Origin of the sequence: Collinsella aerofaciens (genome assembly GCF_015670795.1) — a bacterium.
Classification (GTDB): Bacteria; Actinomycetota; Coriobacteriia; order Coriobacteriales; family Coriobacteriaceae; genus Collinsella; species Collinsella aerofaciens_Q.
Map to the genome: position 1 here is coordinate 74,526 of NZ_JADPCJ010000001.1, position 18,214 is coordinate 92,739.

An 18,214-nucleotide genomic window follows, 5' to 3' on the forward strand; every position below is an offset into this window, starting at 1 on the left:
TCCGTGTCCGTTGTAAAGCCTTGCATTGACGATCTTCTGGAGAAGACCGATCACAACCGCTTCCTGCTCGCTTCGCTTGCCTCCAAGCGCGCCTGCGACATTAACAGCATGCTGCGTGGCCAGCACAACCGCGTGCTTGCCGTCCAGGATGTCGATGACATCACCATCGGGCTTTCCGGTGCCGATACCATTTCGATGGCTATGGACGAGATTGTCGACGGCGACATCTCTTACGACGAGGCCCGTTACGAGAAGGCGCTCGGCCACAAGGTTGCTGAAGCCTAAATGGCGGCTCGCGTCTGCCTGGTCCACTATCACGAGGTTGGACTGAAGGGTAAGAACCGCGCACATTTTGAGCATATCCTCATGGATAACATCAAGGCGGCCTTGGCCGCCTTTTCCGTGAATGCCGTGTCTCGAATTTCCGGTTATATCCTCGTGACCTTTAACGAGCATCAGGCCGATGAGGCGGCGCGTGTCATTCGCACCGTTCCCGGCGTTGCACGTGTGTCTTTGGCGTATCACACCAACCGCGACTCGCAGGAGTACTGCGCCGCCGCCGTGAAGGCGCTGCGCGAGCTTGGTTCCTTCGATTCTTTTAAGGTGCACGCCAAGCGCTCCAATACTGACTATGAGCTTACCTCGATTGACATCAATCGTCAGGTGGGTGAGGTGCTGTGTGAGGCCTTCCCCGATAAAAAGGTTCAAATGCACGACCCCGATGCGATGGTGCACGTACTGGTGGTCCAGGGTAGCGTTTATGTGTACGCGCGCTCCGAGCGCGGCGTGGGCGGTCTGCCGGTGGGTTCTGCCGGCAAGGTCGTGACGCTGCTGTCGTCGGGTATCGATTCTCCGGTGGCGACCTGGATGCTCGCGCGTCGCGGCGCGGTGTGCGTGCCGGTACATTTCTCTGGTCGTCCGCAGACGCCCGATACGAGTGAGTATCTGGTGCAGGACATCATCCGTGCGCTTGAGCCGGGTGTCCAGATCGGCCGCCTGTACGTGGTGCCGTTTGGCGACTGCCAGCGTGAGATTTCGGTCACCTGTCCCAGCAACCTGCGCGTGATCATGTATCGCCGCATTATGTATTCGGTTGCCGAGCGCATTGCACACATCGAGGGCGCCAAGGCCATCGTGACGGGCGAATCGCTTGGACAGGTTGCCTCCCAAACGCTTGAGAATATCATGGCCGTCAACGAGGCCGTGAAGATCCCCGTGTTCCGTCCTCTCATCGGTTCGGACAAGCAGGAGATCATTGCGCGTGCCGAGGAGATCGGTACGTTCGATATCTCGACTGAGGCCGCTCCCGACTGCTGCACGCTGTTTATGCCGCGCCGTCCCGAGACGCACGCTAAACTCGATGCCGTGCATGAGGCCTGGGAGTTGTTCGATCATGAGGAGATGATCGAGCGCCTGCTCAAGCAGACCGAGTACATCGACTTCGAGAGCAACACGTATAAGGCCCCTAAGACCTTAAAACGCAAACATTCGGAGCTTGCTCCGCGTGAGATTTACCAAGATCACGAGTAATTTTGTGCATAGACCGACGATGCGCCTGCATCGTCGGTCTTTTTCTATCTGGGCATCTTGCGGCTAAGTGTCCATTTGCTGACGTGTGGCTGAATAAATGGACAGATTTGTGCAAGGTTTTGGTCGGTTTTTGGTTTGACCGCTAAAACCGGTTTTGGAGCGTGGCTGTTGCGGAGCTCCCTTCCTGACACGATGGTGTTGGGAGGTTTTGCTATGGCGCAGCGCGAACAACACGAACGGGTCAAAAAGATGGACCGCTGGGCGGACAAGCTGCTCGGTCACAAGGCAGTGGTGATGGCGATACTGGTCGTCATTGCGATGGCGAGCGGCTTGGCGATGGCGAACCTTGGCGGCGGTACTGGCGGCGTGTCGTTTGAGCGCACTGATGGTTCGGGCTCGTTAGTGGAGCCGGGATCCGGCGATGCCTCGAGCGGAAAGACATCCGAAGGCTCTTCGTCTAAGGCGTCTGCCGCGGCAGAGGTTTATGTCGATGTTGATGGTGCCGTTGTGTCGCCCGGTGTATATCGCGTCAAGGACGGCGCGCGGGTGGCTCAGGCGATAGATGCCGCCGGCGGGCTGGCGCCCGAGGCAGACGTTACGGGGCTCAATCGGGCATCCAAGGTCGTCGATGGGCAGAAGATTCACGTTCCAACGGTGGGGGAGCAGCAGGCGTCCATTGCGGAAGCCGGTGTTGATGGTGGGGCTTCCGCATCATTGGGCCTGAGTGGCGCAACGGGCCTAGTCAACATCAATACGGCAAGCGCGGCAGAGCTGCAGACGCTCTCGGGCATCGGTCCCTCCGTGGCACAGTCGATTATCGATGAGCGTACAAAGAACGGTGCTTTTGCCTCGGTTGACGATCTGATGCGTGTGTCGGGAATCGGCGAGAAGAAGCTTGCCAAAATCAAAGATTGCATCTGCGTATGAGTGCGACCGAGCGCGAACATGTGATGCCTCCGCGGCCCCTGATGCCGTGGACGATGGCCCTGTGTGCCGGCATGTGCATGAGCTGCGCCTTGGTGCTCAACGTGGCCGCTGATGCGCTGCTGAGGGAGCAGGCGCCGGCGGTCGGGCTGCTATGGGCCATTCCCGTTGCGGCGACGGTATTCGTTGTGCTGGCTCAATCTTGTGCGCGGCTTGCCCCTTGGAAGCGGTGGCTGTATGCCGCGTCCGTCGGTCTCGTGGCGGGAGCGGTCGTCTCGGCGTGGTGGGCTGCGGGCGCGCTCAACGCCTCGAAGGCGCTCGACGGTCGAGCGGCAAGCAGCCTCGAGTTTGTCGTGCAGGGTGATCCATCCATAAACGACGACGTGTATTCCTATACCTGCGAGGTACGCGCGGACGGTAAGAACTTGGCAACGGTTCGCCTATCGTGCGACCGCGAGCTCAAGGTCGGGGCGCACGTGCGTGTTATCGGTCGCGTTTCACGTTTTGAGAACGATGCGTATGGACGATTGCGCGTGCTCCGAGGCGAGGTGCGCAAGGTTAAAGCCGTTCGGATTGTGTCGGTCGATGAGGGCTCTCCGGGGCCGCTGCTTCGGCTGCGAAATTGGCTGCTTGCGTCCATCGCGCCTGCGACCGACCCGGCACGTGCGCTCATAGCTGGTGTCGTCTGTGGTCGTTCGGCCGAGCTGCGCGCCCAGCCGGCGGGCGACTGGTTTTCGGTGACGGGAACGGCGCATCTTATCGCCGTCTCGGGCAGCCATCTGGCTATCGTGGGGTTTGTGATCGAGGGCGTATTGCAAAAGACTCGGTGCTCACGTGGTTTTCAGCGGGTGATATTGGCGATAACGCTTGTGGGCTACGCTGCCTTTACGGGCGCGTCTCCCTCGGCCGTGCGCGCGTGCTGCATGGTGTTCGCGACGCTTGTCGTAAACGGAGCGGGTCGTCGTCGGCACGGCGCATCGGCACTCTTCGTAACCATGTCCATCTTTGTGCTACTGAGGCCGACGGTGCTGTTCGAGATGGGCTTTCAGCTTTCATGTGCCAGCGTCTTTGCCATCCTGTGCTTTTGCCCGTATGCTACCTACGCTTTGGGTGAGCTGAGCGTGCCGTCGGGCATTGCCAGCACGCTCTCCGTCACACTGTGCTCGCAGTTGGCGACGCTCCCCATCACCATTCCTGCCTTTGGTACGTTCTCGCTCATTGCTCCGTTGGCAAATGCGGTCATCGGTCCGGTGGTGAGCGTACTGCTTGCTGTGTCGATCGTGCTGGTTCCCTTTTCGCTCGTGGCGCCGTTGCGGACTTGGGCGCTCGTTGTGCCCATGATTGCCGCCCGTTGCGCGCTGTTCTTCGAGCAGCTGTTTGCCGCCGTGCCGGGTGCATCCGTGAGCGTGCCGCCCGATAGCATGTGGATTTACCTAGTGCCGTGTTTGCTGGCGGTTCTGCTGGTCTGGTGGCCGCGTCCCCGTGCACGTCTTATGGCGGTGGGGCTTGCATGCCTGGTGCTCTTGGCTGCGATTCCGTACGTCTACTGGGATCGATTCGCTCCGCCTTCGGTGACGGTACTCGATGTGGGCCAGGCCGATGCGATTCTTATCCGCGAGGGCGGCGCAGTAGCGCTCGTCGACTGCGGGCTCGACGAGCGCGTGGTAGCGGCGTTGGTTCGCAACAATGTCCACCATATCGACGCCGTCTTCGTGACACATTGGGACGAAGATCATTGGGGTGGTCTTCCCGATGTGCTCGATCGGTTTTCGGTTGGAACCATTGCAGTTGCAGCGGATGCGCTGGACGGTGCGCCTGCTGAGGTCCTGAATCGCCCCGGCGTAACGTATCGGCAGGTGGCTCGCGGGGATACGGTCGATATCGGCGCATTTCGGGCTCGTGTGATGTGGCCGTTTGACACGGTGGATGGCGAGGGCAATGAGGACTCGCTTGTCTTGCTGCTCTCCTATGCCCGGGAATGCAAGAGCCTGCGTATGCTCCTCACTGGTGATGCCGAGCTCGATCAGGAGCGCGAGTTTGTACAGGAGGTGGGTGATATCGATGTGCTCAAGCTGGGGCATCACGGCTCAAAAGTTTCCGTCGACAAAGACCTGCTGGAAACGCTTAAGCCCGAGCTCTCTATGGCGAGTGCGGGCGAGGGCAACCGCTACGGCCATCCATCCGATGCCTGCATCGATGCCGTTCGCGATGCGGGCGGCGCGTTCGCATGTACCATTGAACAAGGAGACATTACCGTCTCGCCGACCGTAACAGGTTTTGCCATGCGATGCCAGCGACCGTGATGCTGCCGTTGGCGCGGGACCAACCCCTGGGCTAAAATGGCACGGTACGAATTCGAGAGTCTGCGGGAGGGGAGCGCAATGTCCGAAACCGGTCTGCTGCCGGCATATCTGATCGTCGGTACCGACGGAGTCAAGCGCGATCACGCCGTCTCGCGTATGAAAGCGCGTCTGGAAAAGTCGGGTATGGTCGAGTTCAACCTCGACGAGCGCGATATGACCAAAGACCCCGATATCGAGTCGATTATCGGATCGCTCAACACCTTTCCCATGGGCAGCGAGTTTCGCCTGGTAATCCTTGACGGCTGCTCAAAACTCGCCAAAGCGATCTCCGAGCCGCTTGTCGACTATCTGGCGAGTCCCAGCCCCACGACGGTTTGTCTCATCATCGCCGACTCGCTTGCCAAGAACACGCGCCTGTATAAGGCGATCGCCAAGATCGACAAGAAGGCGGTGATCGATTGCTCCGGTACCAAGCGCTGGGAGCTACCGCGCCGCGTGCAGCAGATGGCGACGCAGCACGGCAAGTCGATCTCGACGGCGGCCGCCGAGGAGCTCGTCTCGCGTTCGGGTGAAAACACTCGCATGCTCGATAACGATTTGGCTAAGCTTGCCCAGATGGTCGAGGCGCCCCAGATTGAGCTTGCTGATGTGGAGCGCTGGATTGTGCGCACGGCCGAAGTCCAGCCCTGGGACTTTCTCAATGCGGTCTCGGCCCGTGACATGCGACGCTCGCTCGAGCTCTTCAATCTACTGCCCGCCAAGAGCTACGTGTGGACTTACACATTGCTGTGCGGCCGCATCCGCGAGCTTATCGTTGCCAAGGCGCTCGATGCGCGCGGACAGGGTCGTGAGCTGGCCGCAACGCTTAAGCTCCAGTCCTGGCAGGTCAAGAATCACCTGACCTGGGCACGTCGCTTTTCGATGGCAGAGCTCGTTGCCGCGCTCGAGGGCGCGGTCGATGTGGAGCTCGCGCTGAAGGGTTCGGCCGATTCTCAGACCGCGCTTTTGCTCTGGATTACGTACATCTTGAGAAAATCGTGATGATACCTGCTTATTTGACAAATTCGTTCTATCCCTTTGAGGGGGAGCGTGCTATAGTAGGCGCTTGCATGACCTCACCGTGTCTCAGAGGTGTCATACATTTTTTGCAAGGAACTCGAAAGGAACTCCAGAAGTGGCAAACATCAAGTCTCAGAAGAAGCGTATCCGCACCAATGAGGCAGCTCGCATGCGTAACAAGGCTGTCAAGTCCGAGCTCAAGACGCTGACCAAGCACGTCCAGTCCGCCGTTGCCGAGGGCGACGCCGAGAAGGCCCAGGCTGCCCTCAAGACCGTCACCAAGCGTCTCGACATGGCTGCCGCCAAGCATGTTATCCACAAGAACCAGGCTTCCAACCGCAAGTCCGGTCTTGCCAAGCTCGTGAACAGCATCAACGCCTAAGTTGTAAATTTCACACCACACAGATTACGCGCATAAATGGAGCCTGTTTTATGGAACAGGCTCCATTTTTTGTACCGCTCGGGTAAGATAGTCCGCATGAATACTTCAATTGACATTTCCCACATCCGCAACTTCTCAATCGTTGCGCACATCGACCATGGCAAGTCCACGATCAGCGATCGCATCCTCGAGCTCACCCATACCGTCGACGAACGCGACATGGAGTCGCAGCTGCTCGACACCATGGATATCGAGCGCGAGCGCGGCATCACGATCAAGTCCAATGCCGTTCGCGTGTCCTATGACGCCGACGATGGCGAGACGTATCAGTTCAATCTGATCGATACGCCGGGCCACGTGGACTTTACCTATGAGGTCTCGCGCTCGCTGGCAGCCTGTGAGGGCGCGGTGCTCGTTGTCGACGCCACGCAGGGCGTCGAGGCGCAGACCGTCTCCAACGCGACGCTCGCCATGAACGCCAATCTGGACATTGTGCCGGCCATCAACAAGATCGACCTGCCCTCGGCCCATCCCGACGAGGTTAAGACCGAGATCGAGGATGACCTGGCGATCCCTGCCGATGATGCCGTGTGCGTCTCGGGCAAGACCGGCGAGGGCATCCACGATCTGCTGGAGTCCATTGTCTTTTTGATCTCTCCGCCCAAGGGCGATGCGAACGCGCCGCTCAAGGCACTCATTCTGGATTCGTACTTCGACGAGTATCGTGGCGTCGTCGCCACGGTGCGCATCTTTGACGGCTCCATCAAAAAGGGCGATACCCTGCGCATGATGCAGGCAAAGGGCGACTTTTTGGTCGATGGCGTGGGCGTCAAGCGTCCCGCCGAGACCCCGGTCGACGCGCTCACGGTCGGCGAGGTCGGATACGTGGTCACGGGCCTGAAGGACCCCGAGGCCGTTCGCGTGGGCGATACCCTCACGTGGGCGTCGAATCCCTGCCCCGAGCCGCTTCCCGGCTACCGCGAGGCCAAGCCCATGGTCTATACGGGCCTGTTCCCGATCGATAACAAGGACTACGAGAACCTGCGTGACGCGCTCGATAAGCTGCACGTCAACGACCCGTCGTTGGTGTGGGAGCCCGAGACCTCGGTGGCGCTCGGCTTTGGCTTCCGCGTGGGCTTCTTGGGCCTGCTGCATATGGAGGTCGTCAAGGAGCGCCTGGAGCGCGAGTTCAATCTTGACCTCATTGCCACGAGCCCCTCGGTGGACTATCACGTCTACAAGACTGACGGCGAGATGATTGATGTCCGCAGCCCGCAGGATCTGCCCGAGGCTACGCGCATCGAGCGTATCGAGGAACCCTACCTCAAGGCCAAGATTATCTGCCCGCCCGAGTATACGGGTGCCGTCATGCAGCTCGCTATCGAGCACCGCGGCATTACTACCGACATGATTCATCTCACGAGCAAGTCGGTCGAGATGCGCTTTGATATGCCGCTCGCCGAGCTCATCTTGGACTTCTTTGACCAGCTCAAGAGCCGTACCAAGGGCTATGCCTCGCTCGACTACGAGTTCAACGAGTATCGTCCCTCCGAGCTCGTCAAGCTCGATATCTTGCTTTCGGGCGACGAGGTGGACGCGCTGTCGTTTATCGTCCATAAGGACAAGGCCTATGGCCTGGCCCGTGGTCTGTGCGACAAACTTAAGGAGATCATCCCGCGTCAGCTGTTCGAGGTTCCCATCCAGGGTGCTATCGGCAACAAAATCATCGCCCGTTCTACCGTCAAAGCGCGTCGCAAGGACGTTCTTGCTAAGTGCTACGGCGGCGATATCTCGCGTAAGCGCAAGCTGCTCGAGAAGCAGAAAGAGGGCAAGAAGCGCATGAAGGCCATCGGCTCGGTCGAGGTCCCGCAGGAGGCCTTTATGGCGATCCTCAAGGTGGACGAGTAGGTCTATGGCGCTTTCCGAATACAGCAAGCGGCTGCTGGGCGCCTATGCCGAGCAGCCGTTCCTTATGGCTCCCATGGCGGGCGTAACCGATCCCGCTTATCGCATCATGTGCCGCCGCCGCGGTGCCAATCTCGCCTATAGCGAGATGGTGAGCGTGGCGGGCCTTGCCTATGCCAGCAACAAGACCTGGCGCCTGGTGCTACCGGCCGACAAGGAGCAGCAGATTTGCGTGCAGCTCTTTGGCTCCAAGCCCGAGCAGTTTGCGAGTGCCGTCGCCGCCGTCGAGGAGCGTGTGGGCGATCGCCTGTCATTGATTGATATCAACATGGCCTGTCCGGCTCGCAAGGTCGTTACTAAGGGCGAAGGCTCGGCGCTTATGCGCACGCCCGACCTGGCCGAGAAGATTGTCGAGGCAGCGGTGGGCGCGGCGCATGTTCCCGTGACCGTGAAGATCCGCAAGGGTTTTTATGCCGAGGACCGCAACGCCGCAACGTTTGCCCAGATGCTTGAAGGGGCGGGCGCCTCTGCAGTTGCCGTGCACGGCCGTTGTGCCACGCAGCTCTACACCGGCCAGGCCGATTGGTCGGTTGTCGATGAGGTTGCCGACGCCGTCGAGATTCCCGTGATTGGTTCGGGTGATGTGTTCTGCGCCGAGGATGCCGCGGAGCATCTGCGCAGTTCTGGTGCCAGCGCGGTGTTTATCGCGCGCGGCATCTACGGCAATCCGTGGGTGTTCGGTGATGCTCGCGCCCTTGCGCTCGATGGCATGCCGGTGCCGGCGCGCAGCTCCGTTGAGCGCCTAGACGCCCTGCGTGAGCACCTAACGCTGACGCATGAGCTCCTGCCGCTCATGTCGCGTGCCCGTACGTACGCAAGCTGGTACTTAAAAGGCATGCCCCATGCCGCCGCTTGGCGTGCCCATGTGGTGCGCTGTTCCACTTACGAGGAGTTTATGGCGCTGGTCGATGAGATCGAGCGCGATGTGGTGGCCTGCGAGGCTGCCCTTGCCGCCGGCGAATCGGTGCCTCCACATCCGCTGGAGGCTTAAGGGTGGCCGTTACCGCGCTGTACGTGCACGTGCCGTTTTGCGCCCAAAAGTGCCGGTACTGCGACTTTGACTCGCGCAGTTTTGCTCCGTGCGACCTGAGCGCTGCGCTCGATGTCTATTTTGAGCAGTTGTTCGCGCGCCTCGATGCTTTTGGCAAGGCTAGGGCCCTTGAACAGATCCGCACCGTCTATGTTGGCGGTGGTACGCCGTCGCTGGCGGGGGAGCGCCTGGTGGAGCTGGCGCGGCGTATTCGTGCGTGGTGCGCCCCCGTTGAGTTTACCTGCGAGGCCAATCCCGAGTCGCTGACCGCCGAGCTTGCCGCTGCGCTTGCCAAGGTTGGTGTCACACGCGTCTCTCTGGGCGTGCAAACGCTCGATAACATCGAACTTACCGCTATCGGCCGTATTCACGATGCCGATCGGGCGCTCGCCGCCATCGCGACAGTCAAGAACGCTGGGCTTGACGTGTCGTGCGACCTTATGTGCGGACTTCCCGGGCAGACCGCAGCGAGTTGGAGGCGCACGCTCGATGGCGTGCTGGCGGCGGCTCCGCATCATGTGTCGGTCTACCCGCTCACGCTTGAGGAGGGGACTCCCCTTTATCGCATGGCGTGCCGCGACGAGTCGGTAGAGCCCGACGAGGATTTTCAAGCTTCGTGCATGGATGTGGCGCGTGAGCGTCTGGGTGCGGCCGGCTATCACCCGTATGAGGTGGCAAGCTATGCGCTCGACGGACATGAGTGCGCCCATAACATTGCCTACTGGACCGGCCAGGGCTATTTGGGCCTGGGTCGCTCTGCCGCGGGCATGCTCGATGCCGAGGATTTCGATCGTCTTGCAGGTTTGTTCCCCGGCGTGTCTTCTCGAGGCGATTCGTACCGCGTGCGTCTGGTGCAACGTGACGATGACGCGACGGCGTTCGAGGCCGAATATCTGTCGCAGCGTGAGGCTGCGGCTGAAGACCTGATGCTCGCTTGTCGCTTGACGCGCGGTATTGCGTCCGATCTGTTGGTTCGTGCAGCTTGCGTCATCCCAACGGGCGAGCTGGCAGCTGTCTGCGATCGCGCGCTCGAATTGGGTCTTGCCACTTGGGTGCCCGAGACGCTCGGAGTCCATGAGGGACCCTTCACTTCGGCAGACGTCCTCGCGGGCCATGTCCGTGCTCGTTTAGCGCCCACCCACTTGGGCTGGCTCGATGGAAATGTGCTGTTCGAGCTGTTTTGGGGTCTAGCCTAGGCCGCTCGGGTAGAATTACCGCAATATATACGCTGCTGTGAGCAGGAGGTTGCCGCGCATGGCGACGATGAACGAAAAAGATTACTACGAGATTTTGGGTGTCTCCAAGGACGCCACCTCGCGTGATATTCAGAAGGCCTTCCAGCAAAAGGCCCGCAAGCTCCATCCGGACGTCAACAAAGAACCTGATGCCGAGGAAAAGTTTAAAGAGGTTTCCGAGGCCTACGCCGTGCTTTCGGACGAGCAGAAGCGTGCGCGCTACGACGCCATGCGCTCGGGCAATCCCTTTGCCGGTGCACCGACGGCTTCGCCCTATGGCGGTGGCTATGCCGGCAGCGCCGGTTACGGCAATCCCTTTGACGGCGGTTTCCCCTTCGGGGGCGCCTGGGGCCAGCCGCGTCGCGGGCAGGCTGCCTATAATCCCGAGAACGGCGCCAACGTGGTCGTCGATATTAAGCTCGACGCCAAGGAGGCCAAGGGCGGTGCCCGCAAGACCGTTCGCTATACGCGCTTCGATACCTGTGGTCACTGCGGAGGCTCGGGTTCTGTTTCGTCCGAGCATGCACATACCTGTCCGAGCTGCGGCGGTCGCGGCCACATCGACGTCGACCTGTCCTTCCTGTTCGGTGCCGGCACGTTCCAGTCGGTCTGCCCCGAGTGCGGAGGTTCCGGTAAGGTCGTCGCCGACCCCTGTCCCGATTGCGGCGGCAGCGGTCGAACCCGTGTGACCTCCGAGCAGACAATTGAGTTTCCTGCCGGCACGCACGATGGCGACGAGGTCCGCATTGGCGGCATGGGTCACGCCGGCACCAACGGTGCCTCGGGCGGCGATCTTGTCGGCCGTGCCCATGTTGAGGCCGAGCGTCTGGAAGGCAAGGCCCGTACCGGTTTTTACCTGATGGGCATCGTGGCGCCGTTTTTGGTGCTGTCGGCCATATCGGGCGTGTTCTCGGCCTTTGCCGTGATGTGCTTTATTCCGTTTGCCATGGGCCTTTTCATGGTGGTCTCGGACGGCGTGCTGCACCGCAGCCTGCTGTGGTGGAAGCGCGGCGCGATGCAGTTTGCCAACGGTTTTGCCAACGGATTTATGTTCGCGCTCGTGTCGGTTTGGTTTGCGAGCTGCTCGCAACGTGCCATGCTTTCGCCCTACGCAATGCAATAACATCTAGCCCTCTGTTTGCGGCCGGCCCAGCTTGGGTATAGGACGCACTGTGACAATAATGAAAGTCGGAAGGATTCGGTCGTGTCGGAAAATAGGGATTACTACGAGGTACTTGGCGTCGACAAGGATGCCGATGCGCGGACGATTAAGCGCGCGTTTCTAAAGAAGGCCCGTACCGTACACCCGGACGTTTCGGACGACCCCGAGGCCGAGGCCAAGTTCAAAGAGCTCAACGAGGCTTATTCCGTTCTTTCCGACGAGCAGAAGCGTGCTAACTACGACCGTTACGGCACCGCGGACGGCCCTGGTGGTTCGGGCTACGTCGATATCAACGATATCTTTGGCGGCATGGGCATGGACGACCTCTTCTCGTCGTTCTTTGGCGGCGGTGCCGGCGGTGGCGCCCGAAATCGCCGTGAGCGTCGTCGCGGCCGCGATATGGCGATCTCCCTTTCGGTGACCCTTGAGGAGGCGGCGCTCGGTTGCAAAAAGACGATCAGCTATGACCGCCTTGCCCCCTGCGAGGATTGTAACGGCACTGGTAGGGCCGAGGGCGCACAGGAAAAGCAGTGCAGCCGCTGCCACGGCACAGGCTATGTCACGACGGTCCAGCGCTCGTTCCTGGGCCAGGTTCAGTCCTCTTCGCCTTGCCCCGACTGCCACGGTGAGGGCACGGTCATCGACCATCCCTGCGAGACCTGCGACGGTCAGGGCCGCACACCTTCGCACGAAAAGATCGACATCGATATCCCCGCCGGCGTTTCGACCGGTCGCCAGCTGCGCGTGAGCGGCTTTGGCGAGGCAGGCCTTCGCGGTGAGCCCTCGGGCGACCTGATCGTCAACGTTCGTGTTGCCGACCACGAGCGTTTTAAGCGCAACGGTGACGACCTGTACCTCCTGAGCGATATCTCGATTGCGCAGGCTGCGCTTGGCTGCGAGATCGAGGTCGAGGGCATTATGCCCGACGAGGTCGTCAAGGTGACGGTTCCCGCCGGCGCCCAGTACGGTGACACCGTGAGCGTCAATAATTACGGCATGCCGCGCATTGGCGGTGGCGGTTCGCGTGGCCGCTTGATCGTGCAACTGCGCGTGGTCGTTCCCACCAATCTTTCCAATAAGCAACGCGAGCTGCTCCGCGCTTTTGCCGATGAGATGGGCGATGACGTCGCTTCCGGTAAGAAGTCGGTGACCGACCGTATCAAGAGTGCCCTCGACGATATCCTCGATTAAGGAGCCCGCGTGCTCGCACCTCATATCTCTGTCGTCAACCTCGGCTGCCGCGTCAACCGGGTTGAGTCCGACCGTATCACTGCCGATCTTATGCGCCTGGGATTTGCTATTGTGGAGCCGCAGGATGCCGATCTGATCGTCATTAACACCTGTGCCGTTACGGGCGAGGCCGAGGCCAAGACCCGTAAGGCCGTCCGTCATGCGCTGGCCTATCCGGGCGAGCCTTACGTGGTCGTAACCGGCTGCGTCGTCAACCTGCATCCCGAGGAGTTGCTGGAGCTCTCCGATCGCGTGATCGCCGAGCCGTCCAAGATTGACGTCGCCGAGCGCGTCTGCGAGGTGCTGGGTGTCGAATCCGATAGCGTTCCCGCCTGCAGCGATGGCGAGGTGGTCGATGCGCTCGGTCGCTCTCGCCTGGGCGTGAAGATTCAGGACGGCTGCAACCATCGCTGCACCTATTGCATTGTGTGGAAGGCACGCGGCCCCGAGCGCTCCGTGCCCGTCGAGTCCGTGCTCGAGCAAGTTCGCGAGGCCCAGGAGGCCGGCGTGCCCGAGGTGGTGCTGACCGGTGTGAACCTGGGTGCCTACGATGGCAAGAGCGCGACCGACGAGCACGTCGAAATCGATGAGCTGCTCGAGGCCATCATGGAGCGCACGTCTATTCCGCATGTGCGCATTTCCTCGGTCGAGCCCATGGATATCTCCGAGCGCCTGCTTAAGGTTATGGCGCGCTATCCGCAGCGTATCGCCCCGTTTTTGCACCTGCCCGTGCAGTCCGGTTGCACGGCGACCCTGCATCGCATGGGCCGTCCCTATAGCGCCGAGGCCTTTGAGGACACGGTGCGTATGATTCGTGCCATCTTGCCCCAGGCGTCCCTTTCGTGCGATGTCATCGTCGGTTTTCCTGGTGAGACGGACGAGGAGTTCGAGGAATCGCTGGCGCTGTGCCGCCGTGTGGGTTTCTCGCGTATGCACGTGTTCCGCTACAGCAAGCGTCCCGGTACCCTTGCTGCCGACATGCCCGACCAGGTGCCACCCGAGGTTATGGCCGAGCGCAGCCGCCGTATGCGGGCCGCCGCACAGGAGCTCGCTATTGCCGACGCTCGTCGTCGCGTGGGCACGGTCGAGCGTGCCGTGCTCGAGTATGGTGACAACCTGACGCTCGGCTCGTTCCATCATGCCCGTCTTGACGATACCTGTGGACTTACAGCCCCGTGCCTGCTCGATGTTGCTATCATCGGAGTCGATGATTCCGGCTTGGTCCATGCACGCAGGGAGGTTCATGGAAGCCTCGAAGATTAGACTTACCGTTCCCGAGGGAATTGGTCCCTCGCGCGTTTTGGGCGCCGGCGACGGCGTCCTTCGTGCGCTTGAGAGCTTGGTTCGCGCCCATGTGGTCGCCCGTGGCGATAGCATCTCCGTGAGCGGCGACCCGGACGAGGTCGAACTCGTGGCGCGCTTTTTCGAGCACGCTTTTCGCGAGGCGGCCGCCGGGCGCACGCTGTCTGCCGACGATGTCTCTTGCTGCCTGGCCGTCTTGCGCGACGGTGAGCACGAGGCTACGTCGCTTCGCGATGACGTGCTGCTTTCGTATCGCGGCCGCGTCATTCGCCCCAAGACGCTCGGGCAAAAGCGCTATGTGGATGCCATCCGCTCGCATACCATCACGTTTGGCTTGGGTCCTGCCGGTACCGGTAAGACCTATCTGGCTATGGCGCTCGCCGTTGCCGCGCTCAAGCGTCACGAGGTGGGCCGTCTGATCTTGACGCGTCCGGTTGTCGAGGCGGGGGAGAATCTGGGCTTTTTGCCCGGCACCCTTGAGGAAAAGATCGATCCCTACATGCGTCCGCTTTACGACGCCCTTTTTGACATGATGGATCGCGAGCGCACCGATGAGCTTATGGAGCGCGGCGTGATCGAGATCGCCCCGCTTGCCTACATGCGCGGCCGCACGCTGAGCGATGCTTTCGTGGTACTCGACGAGGCGCAAAATACCACGCCCGAGCAGATGAAGATGTTCCTGACGCGCCTGGGCTTCAACTCCAAGTTCGTGATTACCGGCGACCTGAGCCAGCGCGACCTGGTGGGTCGTCGTGGCGGTCTTGCTGACGTTGAGCAGATTTTGGGCTGTGTCGACGATGTCGCATTTTCTCACCTCGAGCGTGCCGACGTGGTGCGCCATGCCCTGGTGGGTCGTATCGTCGAGGCATATGAAGCTTATGATGACGTGCGCGAGCAGCGCCCGCGCGACCGAAAGGAGTCCCGTTGAGTGTATTGATCAGCAACGATGCCGAGCTCGATACGCTGCTCGACGCGCAGGAGGTGGAGCACATCTGCGAGGTTGTGCTTGCCGCCGAGGGCGTTGAACGTGGAGTCGAGATTTCCCTTTCGTATGTCGACGAGGACGAGATGCACGAGCTCAACCACGAGTGGCGCGGTATCGACCGCACCACCGATGTGCTCTCGTTTGAGTGCGATTCGGCCTTTGACGATGACATTCCCGCCGATGAGACGCTTGAGCTCGGCGATATTATCTTGGCCCCGCAGGTTATTGCCCGTCAGGCCCCCGGTTTTGGCAATAGCCCCGCTGACGAGTGCCGTCTGATGCTCGTACACGGAATGCTGCACCTGCTGGGCTATGACCATATCGAGGACGACGAGGCCGAGGTCATGGAGGCCCGCGAGGACGCCATCCTGCGCGATCTGGCGCTCGAGCGCGGCGAGGACCCCAAGCTAGTCCACGTCGGCCCCATCACCAACCACGCCCACGACTAGGAGCCGTCTATGATTCCCGGATCGAACAAGGACCATCCGTCCTTCTTAAAGTCGTTTTCCTACGCCATGGAGGGCTTCGTCACCGCCGTCAAGACCGAGCGCAACATTAAGGTCATGCTCGTGGCGGGCGTGTGCACCGTCATTGCCGGCTGTATCGTGGGCCTCGACATTGCCGAGTGGGCCACGATTATCATCTGTTGTGGCCTGGTGATTCACGGCGAGCTGTGCAACACCGCTATGGAGGCTATCGTCGACCTAGCGACCCAGGAGCTCCATCCGCTGGCCAAGCGTGCGAAGGACATCGCCGCCGCCTCTGTATACATTCTTTCCATCACCGCCGCGATTGTGGGCGTGCTGGTATTTGCCCACGCGCTCGACTTTATTTAGAAAGGGATTTTCATGTCCGACAATATGCAGCCTATCGATGAAACTCTGGACGACGAGTCCCTGGATGCGGTGGATGCCGAAGCGTTAGAGGCCTATGAGGATGTCGAGGAGTTCGACCCGTTTGAGGACATGAGCGACGAGGAGCTTGACGCCCTGTGCGACGAGGACGACAACCTCGCGGGCTTTGGTGACTTGGAGCCCGGTTTCCGCAGCGGCTTTGTGGCCCTGGTCGGTCGTCCCAACGCTGGCAAGTCTACGCTGCTTAATGCCTGCTATGGCAAAAAGGTCGCCATCACCTCGCCGGTGGCCCAGACGACCCGCCGCCGCATGCGCGCCGTCGTCAACCGCCCCGGCTACCAGCTGGTCTTTGTCGATACCCCCGGTATTCATAAGCCCAAGGACGGCTTGGGATCCGAGCTCAACAAGAGCGCGTTGTTCGAGCTGAACGATGTTGATGTCGTCGCGTTTTTGATTGATGCCACCAAACCGATCGGCAGGGGAGACGCCTGGGTTGCCGAGCGCGTCAAGAACGCTCGTTCCAAGAAGGTCCTGGTGCTCACCAAGGCCGATGAGGCCGACCCCGCACAGGTCATGGAGCAGCTTAAGGCAGCCCACGAACTCATGGAATATGACGACGAGATCGTGACGTCGTCGGTCAAGAACTTCAACGTCGATGCATTTATCGAGACCGTTGCGCACTTTTTGCCTGAGGGTCCGCGTTGGTTCCCCGAGGACATGGGTACCGACGCTTCCGATGAGACGCTCGTTGCCGAGTTTGTGCGCGAGAAGGTCTTGCGCCGCACCCGTGATGAGATTCCGCACTCCGTTGGCGTGATCTGCGATGCGCTCGAGCAGACCAAGAAGGTGCTGCGCGTGCACGCCACCATTTACGTCGAGCGCGAGGGCCAAAAGGGCATCATCATCGGTAAGGGCGGCGAGATGATCAAGCATATCGGTATCGACGCCCGTCGCGATCTTGAGCGCATCTTTGGCACGCAGGTCTTTTTGGAGCTGGACGTGAAGGTCAAGGCCGGCTGGCGTGACGACGAGGCCCAGATTCGCCGCTTTGGCTACACCGCCGAGGACTAAGGGCGCGCGGCGCGCATGGCAGGCTCCCGGACATATCGCACGAAGGTTCTCGTCCTCGACAAGACGAAGCTTAAAGAGACGGACCTGATCCTGACGATGCTTGACGAGCGGGGTCGGCAGGTTCGTGCCGTGGCAAAGGGCGCCCGCAAACCCGGTGGGCGCCTGGCTGCGCGCTGCGAGCTGTTCTGTACCGTCGATATGCTGCTCGCGCATGGACGGTCGCTCGACGTGGTTTCCCAGGCCGAACTTATGGAGGCGCCGCTCAGCGCTGCGCCCGATTACGAGACGACCTGCGCCGCAAGCGCGATCGCCGAGGTCGCGCGCGTATGCTCGTTCGAGGACGCCGAGGACCCGTTTACCTTTGCTATTACGCAGCGGGCGCTTGCCCTGGTGGGCGGCGGGCTCGACACGGCGCATATGGATCTACTCGTGGCGGCATATGTCTTTAAGCTGCTGTCGCATGTTGGCTATCGACCCGATTTTTCGGCCTGCGTACTGTGCGGAGACCCCATGCTGTCGTATTTTTCGCCCCAGGCCGGTGGGCTCATGTGCGGCTCGTGCGCGTCGAGCGTTCCGGGTGCCGAGTTGGTATCGACCGGTGAGACCGCATGGCTGCGCGCCCTCATGTCCATGACCTTCGATGCGCTCATGGCCGAGCGAATCGACCCGCATACGGCGGCATTCCTGCTCGGGCTTTCGCATGTTTGGGCTGCGACGCACACCGATCAGCGCCTCCGTGCGATGGAATTCATGTTGGGTCGGTGATGATGCGCAGGCGCGGGCTGCTTGTGGTAACATACCGACCTGTTGGTACCTCGACCTTGGTTGTTCGCTCCACCGGCGGCTTCCCAGTCCGAGGCGAATCGAGTCGCCCGCGGGCGACGTAAAACGAAAGGTGAAACAATGACTGTTTCCAAAGAGCGCAAGGCGGAGCTGACTGCCCAGTTCGGTAACACCCCGGTCGACACCGGCAACCCCAAGGTTCAGGTCGCCATCCTGTCCGAGCGCATCAAGGAGCTGACCGAGCACATGAAGTCCCACCAGAAGGACTTCCACACCCGTCGTGGCCTGCTCATGCTCGTCGGCCGTCGTCGTCGTCTTCTCTCCTACATCAAGAAGAACGACATCGTCGAGTACCGTGAGCTCATCAAGGCTCTGGGCATCCGCGACAACATCCAGTAG

18 protein-coding genes are annotated in these 18,214 nt (G+C 60.8%); all 18 read left to right on the forward strand.

Annotated features, from left to right (window positions below):
* The first annotated feature begins 3 nt into the window (after positions 1-3).
* The 18 genes from I4W09_RS00370 (at position 4) to rpsO (ending at position 18,214) form a co-directional block, all read left to right on the forward strand.
* Positions 4-285 (forward strand): DNA-directed RNA polymerase subunit omega, encoded by a 282-nt coding sequence (locus I4W09_RS00370; protein ID WP_035138532.1) that lies wholly within the window; start codon positions 4-6, stop codon positions 283-285.
* Positions 286-1,530: a tRNA uracil 4-sulfurtransferase ThiI gene (gene thiI / locus I4W09_RS00375; RefSeq protein WP_196031224.1), complete on the forward strand. Its 1,245-nt coding sequence runs from the start codon at positions 286-288 to the stop codon at positions 1,528-1,530.
* Positions 1,531-1,743: 213 nt separating this feature from the next.
* On the forward strand, positions 1,744-2,457 hold the full coding sequence (locus tag I4W09_RS00380) for a helix-hairpin-helix domain-containing protein (RefSeq protein WP_196031225.1): 714 nt from the start codon (positions 1,744-1,746) through the stop codon (positions 2,455-2,457).
* On the forward strand, positions 2,454-4,757 hold the full coding sequence (locus I4W09_RS00385; protein WP_196031226.1) for a DNA internalization-related competence protein ComEC/Rec2: 2,304 nt from the start codon (positions 2,454-2,456) through the stop codon (positions 4,755-4,757). Before I4W09_RS00380 ends, I4W09_RS00385 begins: the two co-directional genes overlap by 4 nt.
* 78 nt (positions 4,758-4,835) lie before the next feature.
* Positions 4,836-5,798, forward strand: a complete 963-nt coding sequence (gene holA, locus I4W09_RS00390) for a DNA polymerase III subunit delta (RefSeq protein WP_117770325.1) — start codon at positions 4,836-4,838, stop codon at positions 5,796-5,798.
* 133 nt (positions 5,799-5,931) lie between these two features.
* Entirely contained in the window at positions 5,932-6,198 is a 267-nt protein-coding gene (rpsT, locus tag I4W09_RS00395) for a 30S ribosomal protein S20 (protein WP_022094714.1), read from the forward strand.
* 96 nt (positions 6,199-6,294) lie between these two features.
* Positions 6,295-8,106 carry a translation elongation factor 4 gene (gene lepA, locus I4W09_RS00400; RefSeq protein ID WP_117770326.1) on the forward strand — a complete coding sequence of 604 codons (1,812 nt, stop codon included), beginning with the start codon at positions 6,295-6,297 and terminating at the stop codon, positions 8,104-8,106.
* A 4-nt stretch (positions 8,107-8,110) separates the two neighbouring features.
* Entirely contained in the window at positions 8,111-9,154 is a 1,044-nt protein-coding gene (gene dusB / locus I4W09_RS00405) for a tRNA dihydrouridine synthase DusB (RefSeq protein WP_117770327.1), read from the forward strand.
* A 2-nt stretch (positions 9,155-9,156) separates the two neighbouring features.
* The gene (gene hemW / locus I4W09_RS00410) at positions 9,157-10,389 is read left to right on the forward strand and encodes a radical SAM family heme chaperone HemW (protein WP_117770328.1); all 1,233 of its coding nucleotides are present in this window, start codon (positions 9,157-9,159) and stop codon (positions 10,387-10,389) included.
* Between the two features lie 58 nt (positions 10,390-10,447).
* Entirely contained in the window at positions 10,448-11,551 is a 1,104-nt protein-coding gene (locus I4W09_RS00415) for a DnaJ domain-containing protein (protein WP_196031227.1), read from the forward strand.
* A gap of 81 nt (positions 11,552-11,632) precedes the next feature.
* Positions 11,633-12,781, forward strand: a complete 1,149-nt coding sequence (gene dnaJ / locus I4W09_RS00420) for a molecular chaperone DnaJ (protein WP_055309893.1) — start codon at positions 11,633-11,635, stop codon at positions 12,779-12,781.
* Positions 12,782-12,790: 9 nt separating this feature from the next.
* Positions 12,791-14,083 carry a MiaB/RimO family radical SAM methylthiotransferase gene (locus tag I4W09_RS00425; protein ID WP_148331459.1) on the forward strand — a complete coding sequence of 431 codons (1,293 nt, stop codon included), beginning with the start codon at positions 12,791-12,793 and terminating at the stop codon, positions 14,081-14,083.
* Entirely contained in the window at positions 14,064-15,050 is a 987-nt protein-coding gene (locus I4W09_RS00430) for a PhoH family protein (protein WP_196031228.1), read from the forward strand. The genes I4W09_RS00425 and I4W09_RS00430 overlap by 20 nt, the downstream gene beginning before the upstream one ends.
* Positions 15,047-15,556 carry an rRNA maturation RNase YbeY gene (ybeY, locus tag I4W09_RS00435; protein WP_117770331.1) on the forward strand — a complete coding sequence of 170 codons (510 nt, stop codon included), beginning with the start codon at positions 15,047-15,049 and terminating at the stop codon, positions 15,554-15,556. Before I4W09_RS00430 ends, ybeY begins: the two co-directional genes overlap by 4 nt.
* 9 nt (positions 15,557-15,565) lie before the next feature.
* Positions 15,566-15,943, forward strand: a complete 378-nt coding sequence (locus I4W09_RS00440) for a diacylglycerol kinase family protein (protein ID WP_148331457.1) — start codon at positions 15,566-15,568, stop codon at positions 15,941-15,943.
* 12 nt (positions 15,944-15,955) lie between these two features.
* Positions 15,956-17,032, forward strand: a complete 1,077-nt coding sequence (gene era, locus I4W09_RS00445) for a GTPase Era (RefSeq protein WP_196031229.1) — start codon at positions 15,956-15,958, stop codon at positions 17,030-17,032.
* A 15-nt stretch (positions 17,033-17,047) separates the two neighbouring features.
* Complete coding sequence (recO, locus tag I4W09_RS00450) at positions 17,048-17,797, forward strand: DNA repair protein RecO (protein WP_148331456.1); 750 nt, start codon at positions 17,048-17,050, stop codon at positions 17,795-17,797.
* Between the two features lie 138 nt (positions 17,798-17,935).
* Entirely contained in the window at positions 17,936-18,214 is a 279-nt protein-coding gene (rpsO, locus tag I4W09_RS00455; protein ID WP_035138510.1) for a 30S ribosomal protein S15, read from the forward strand.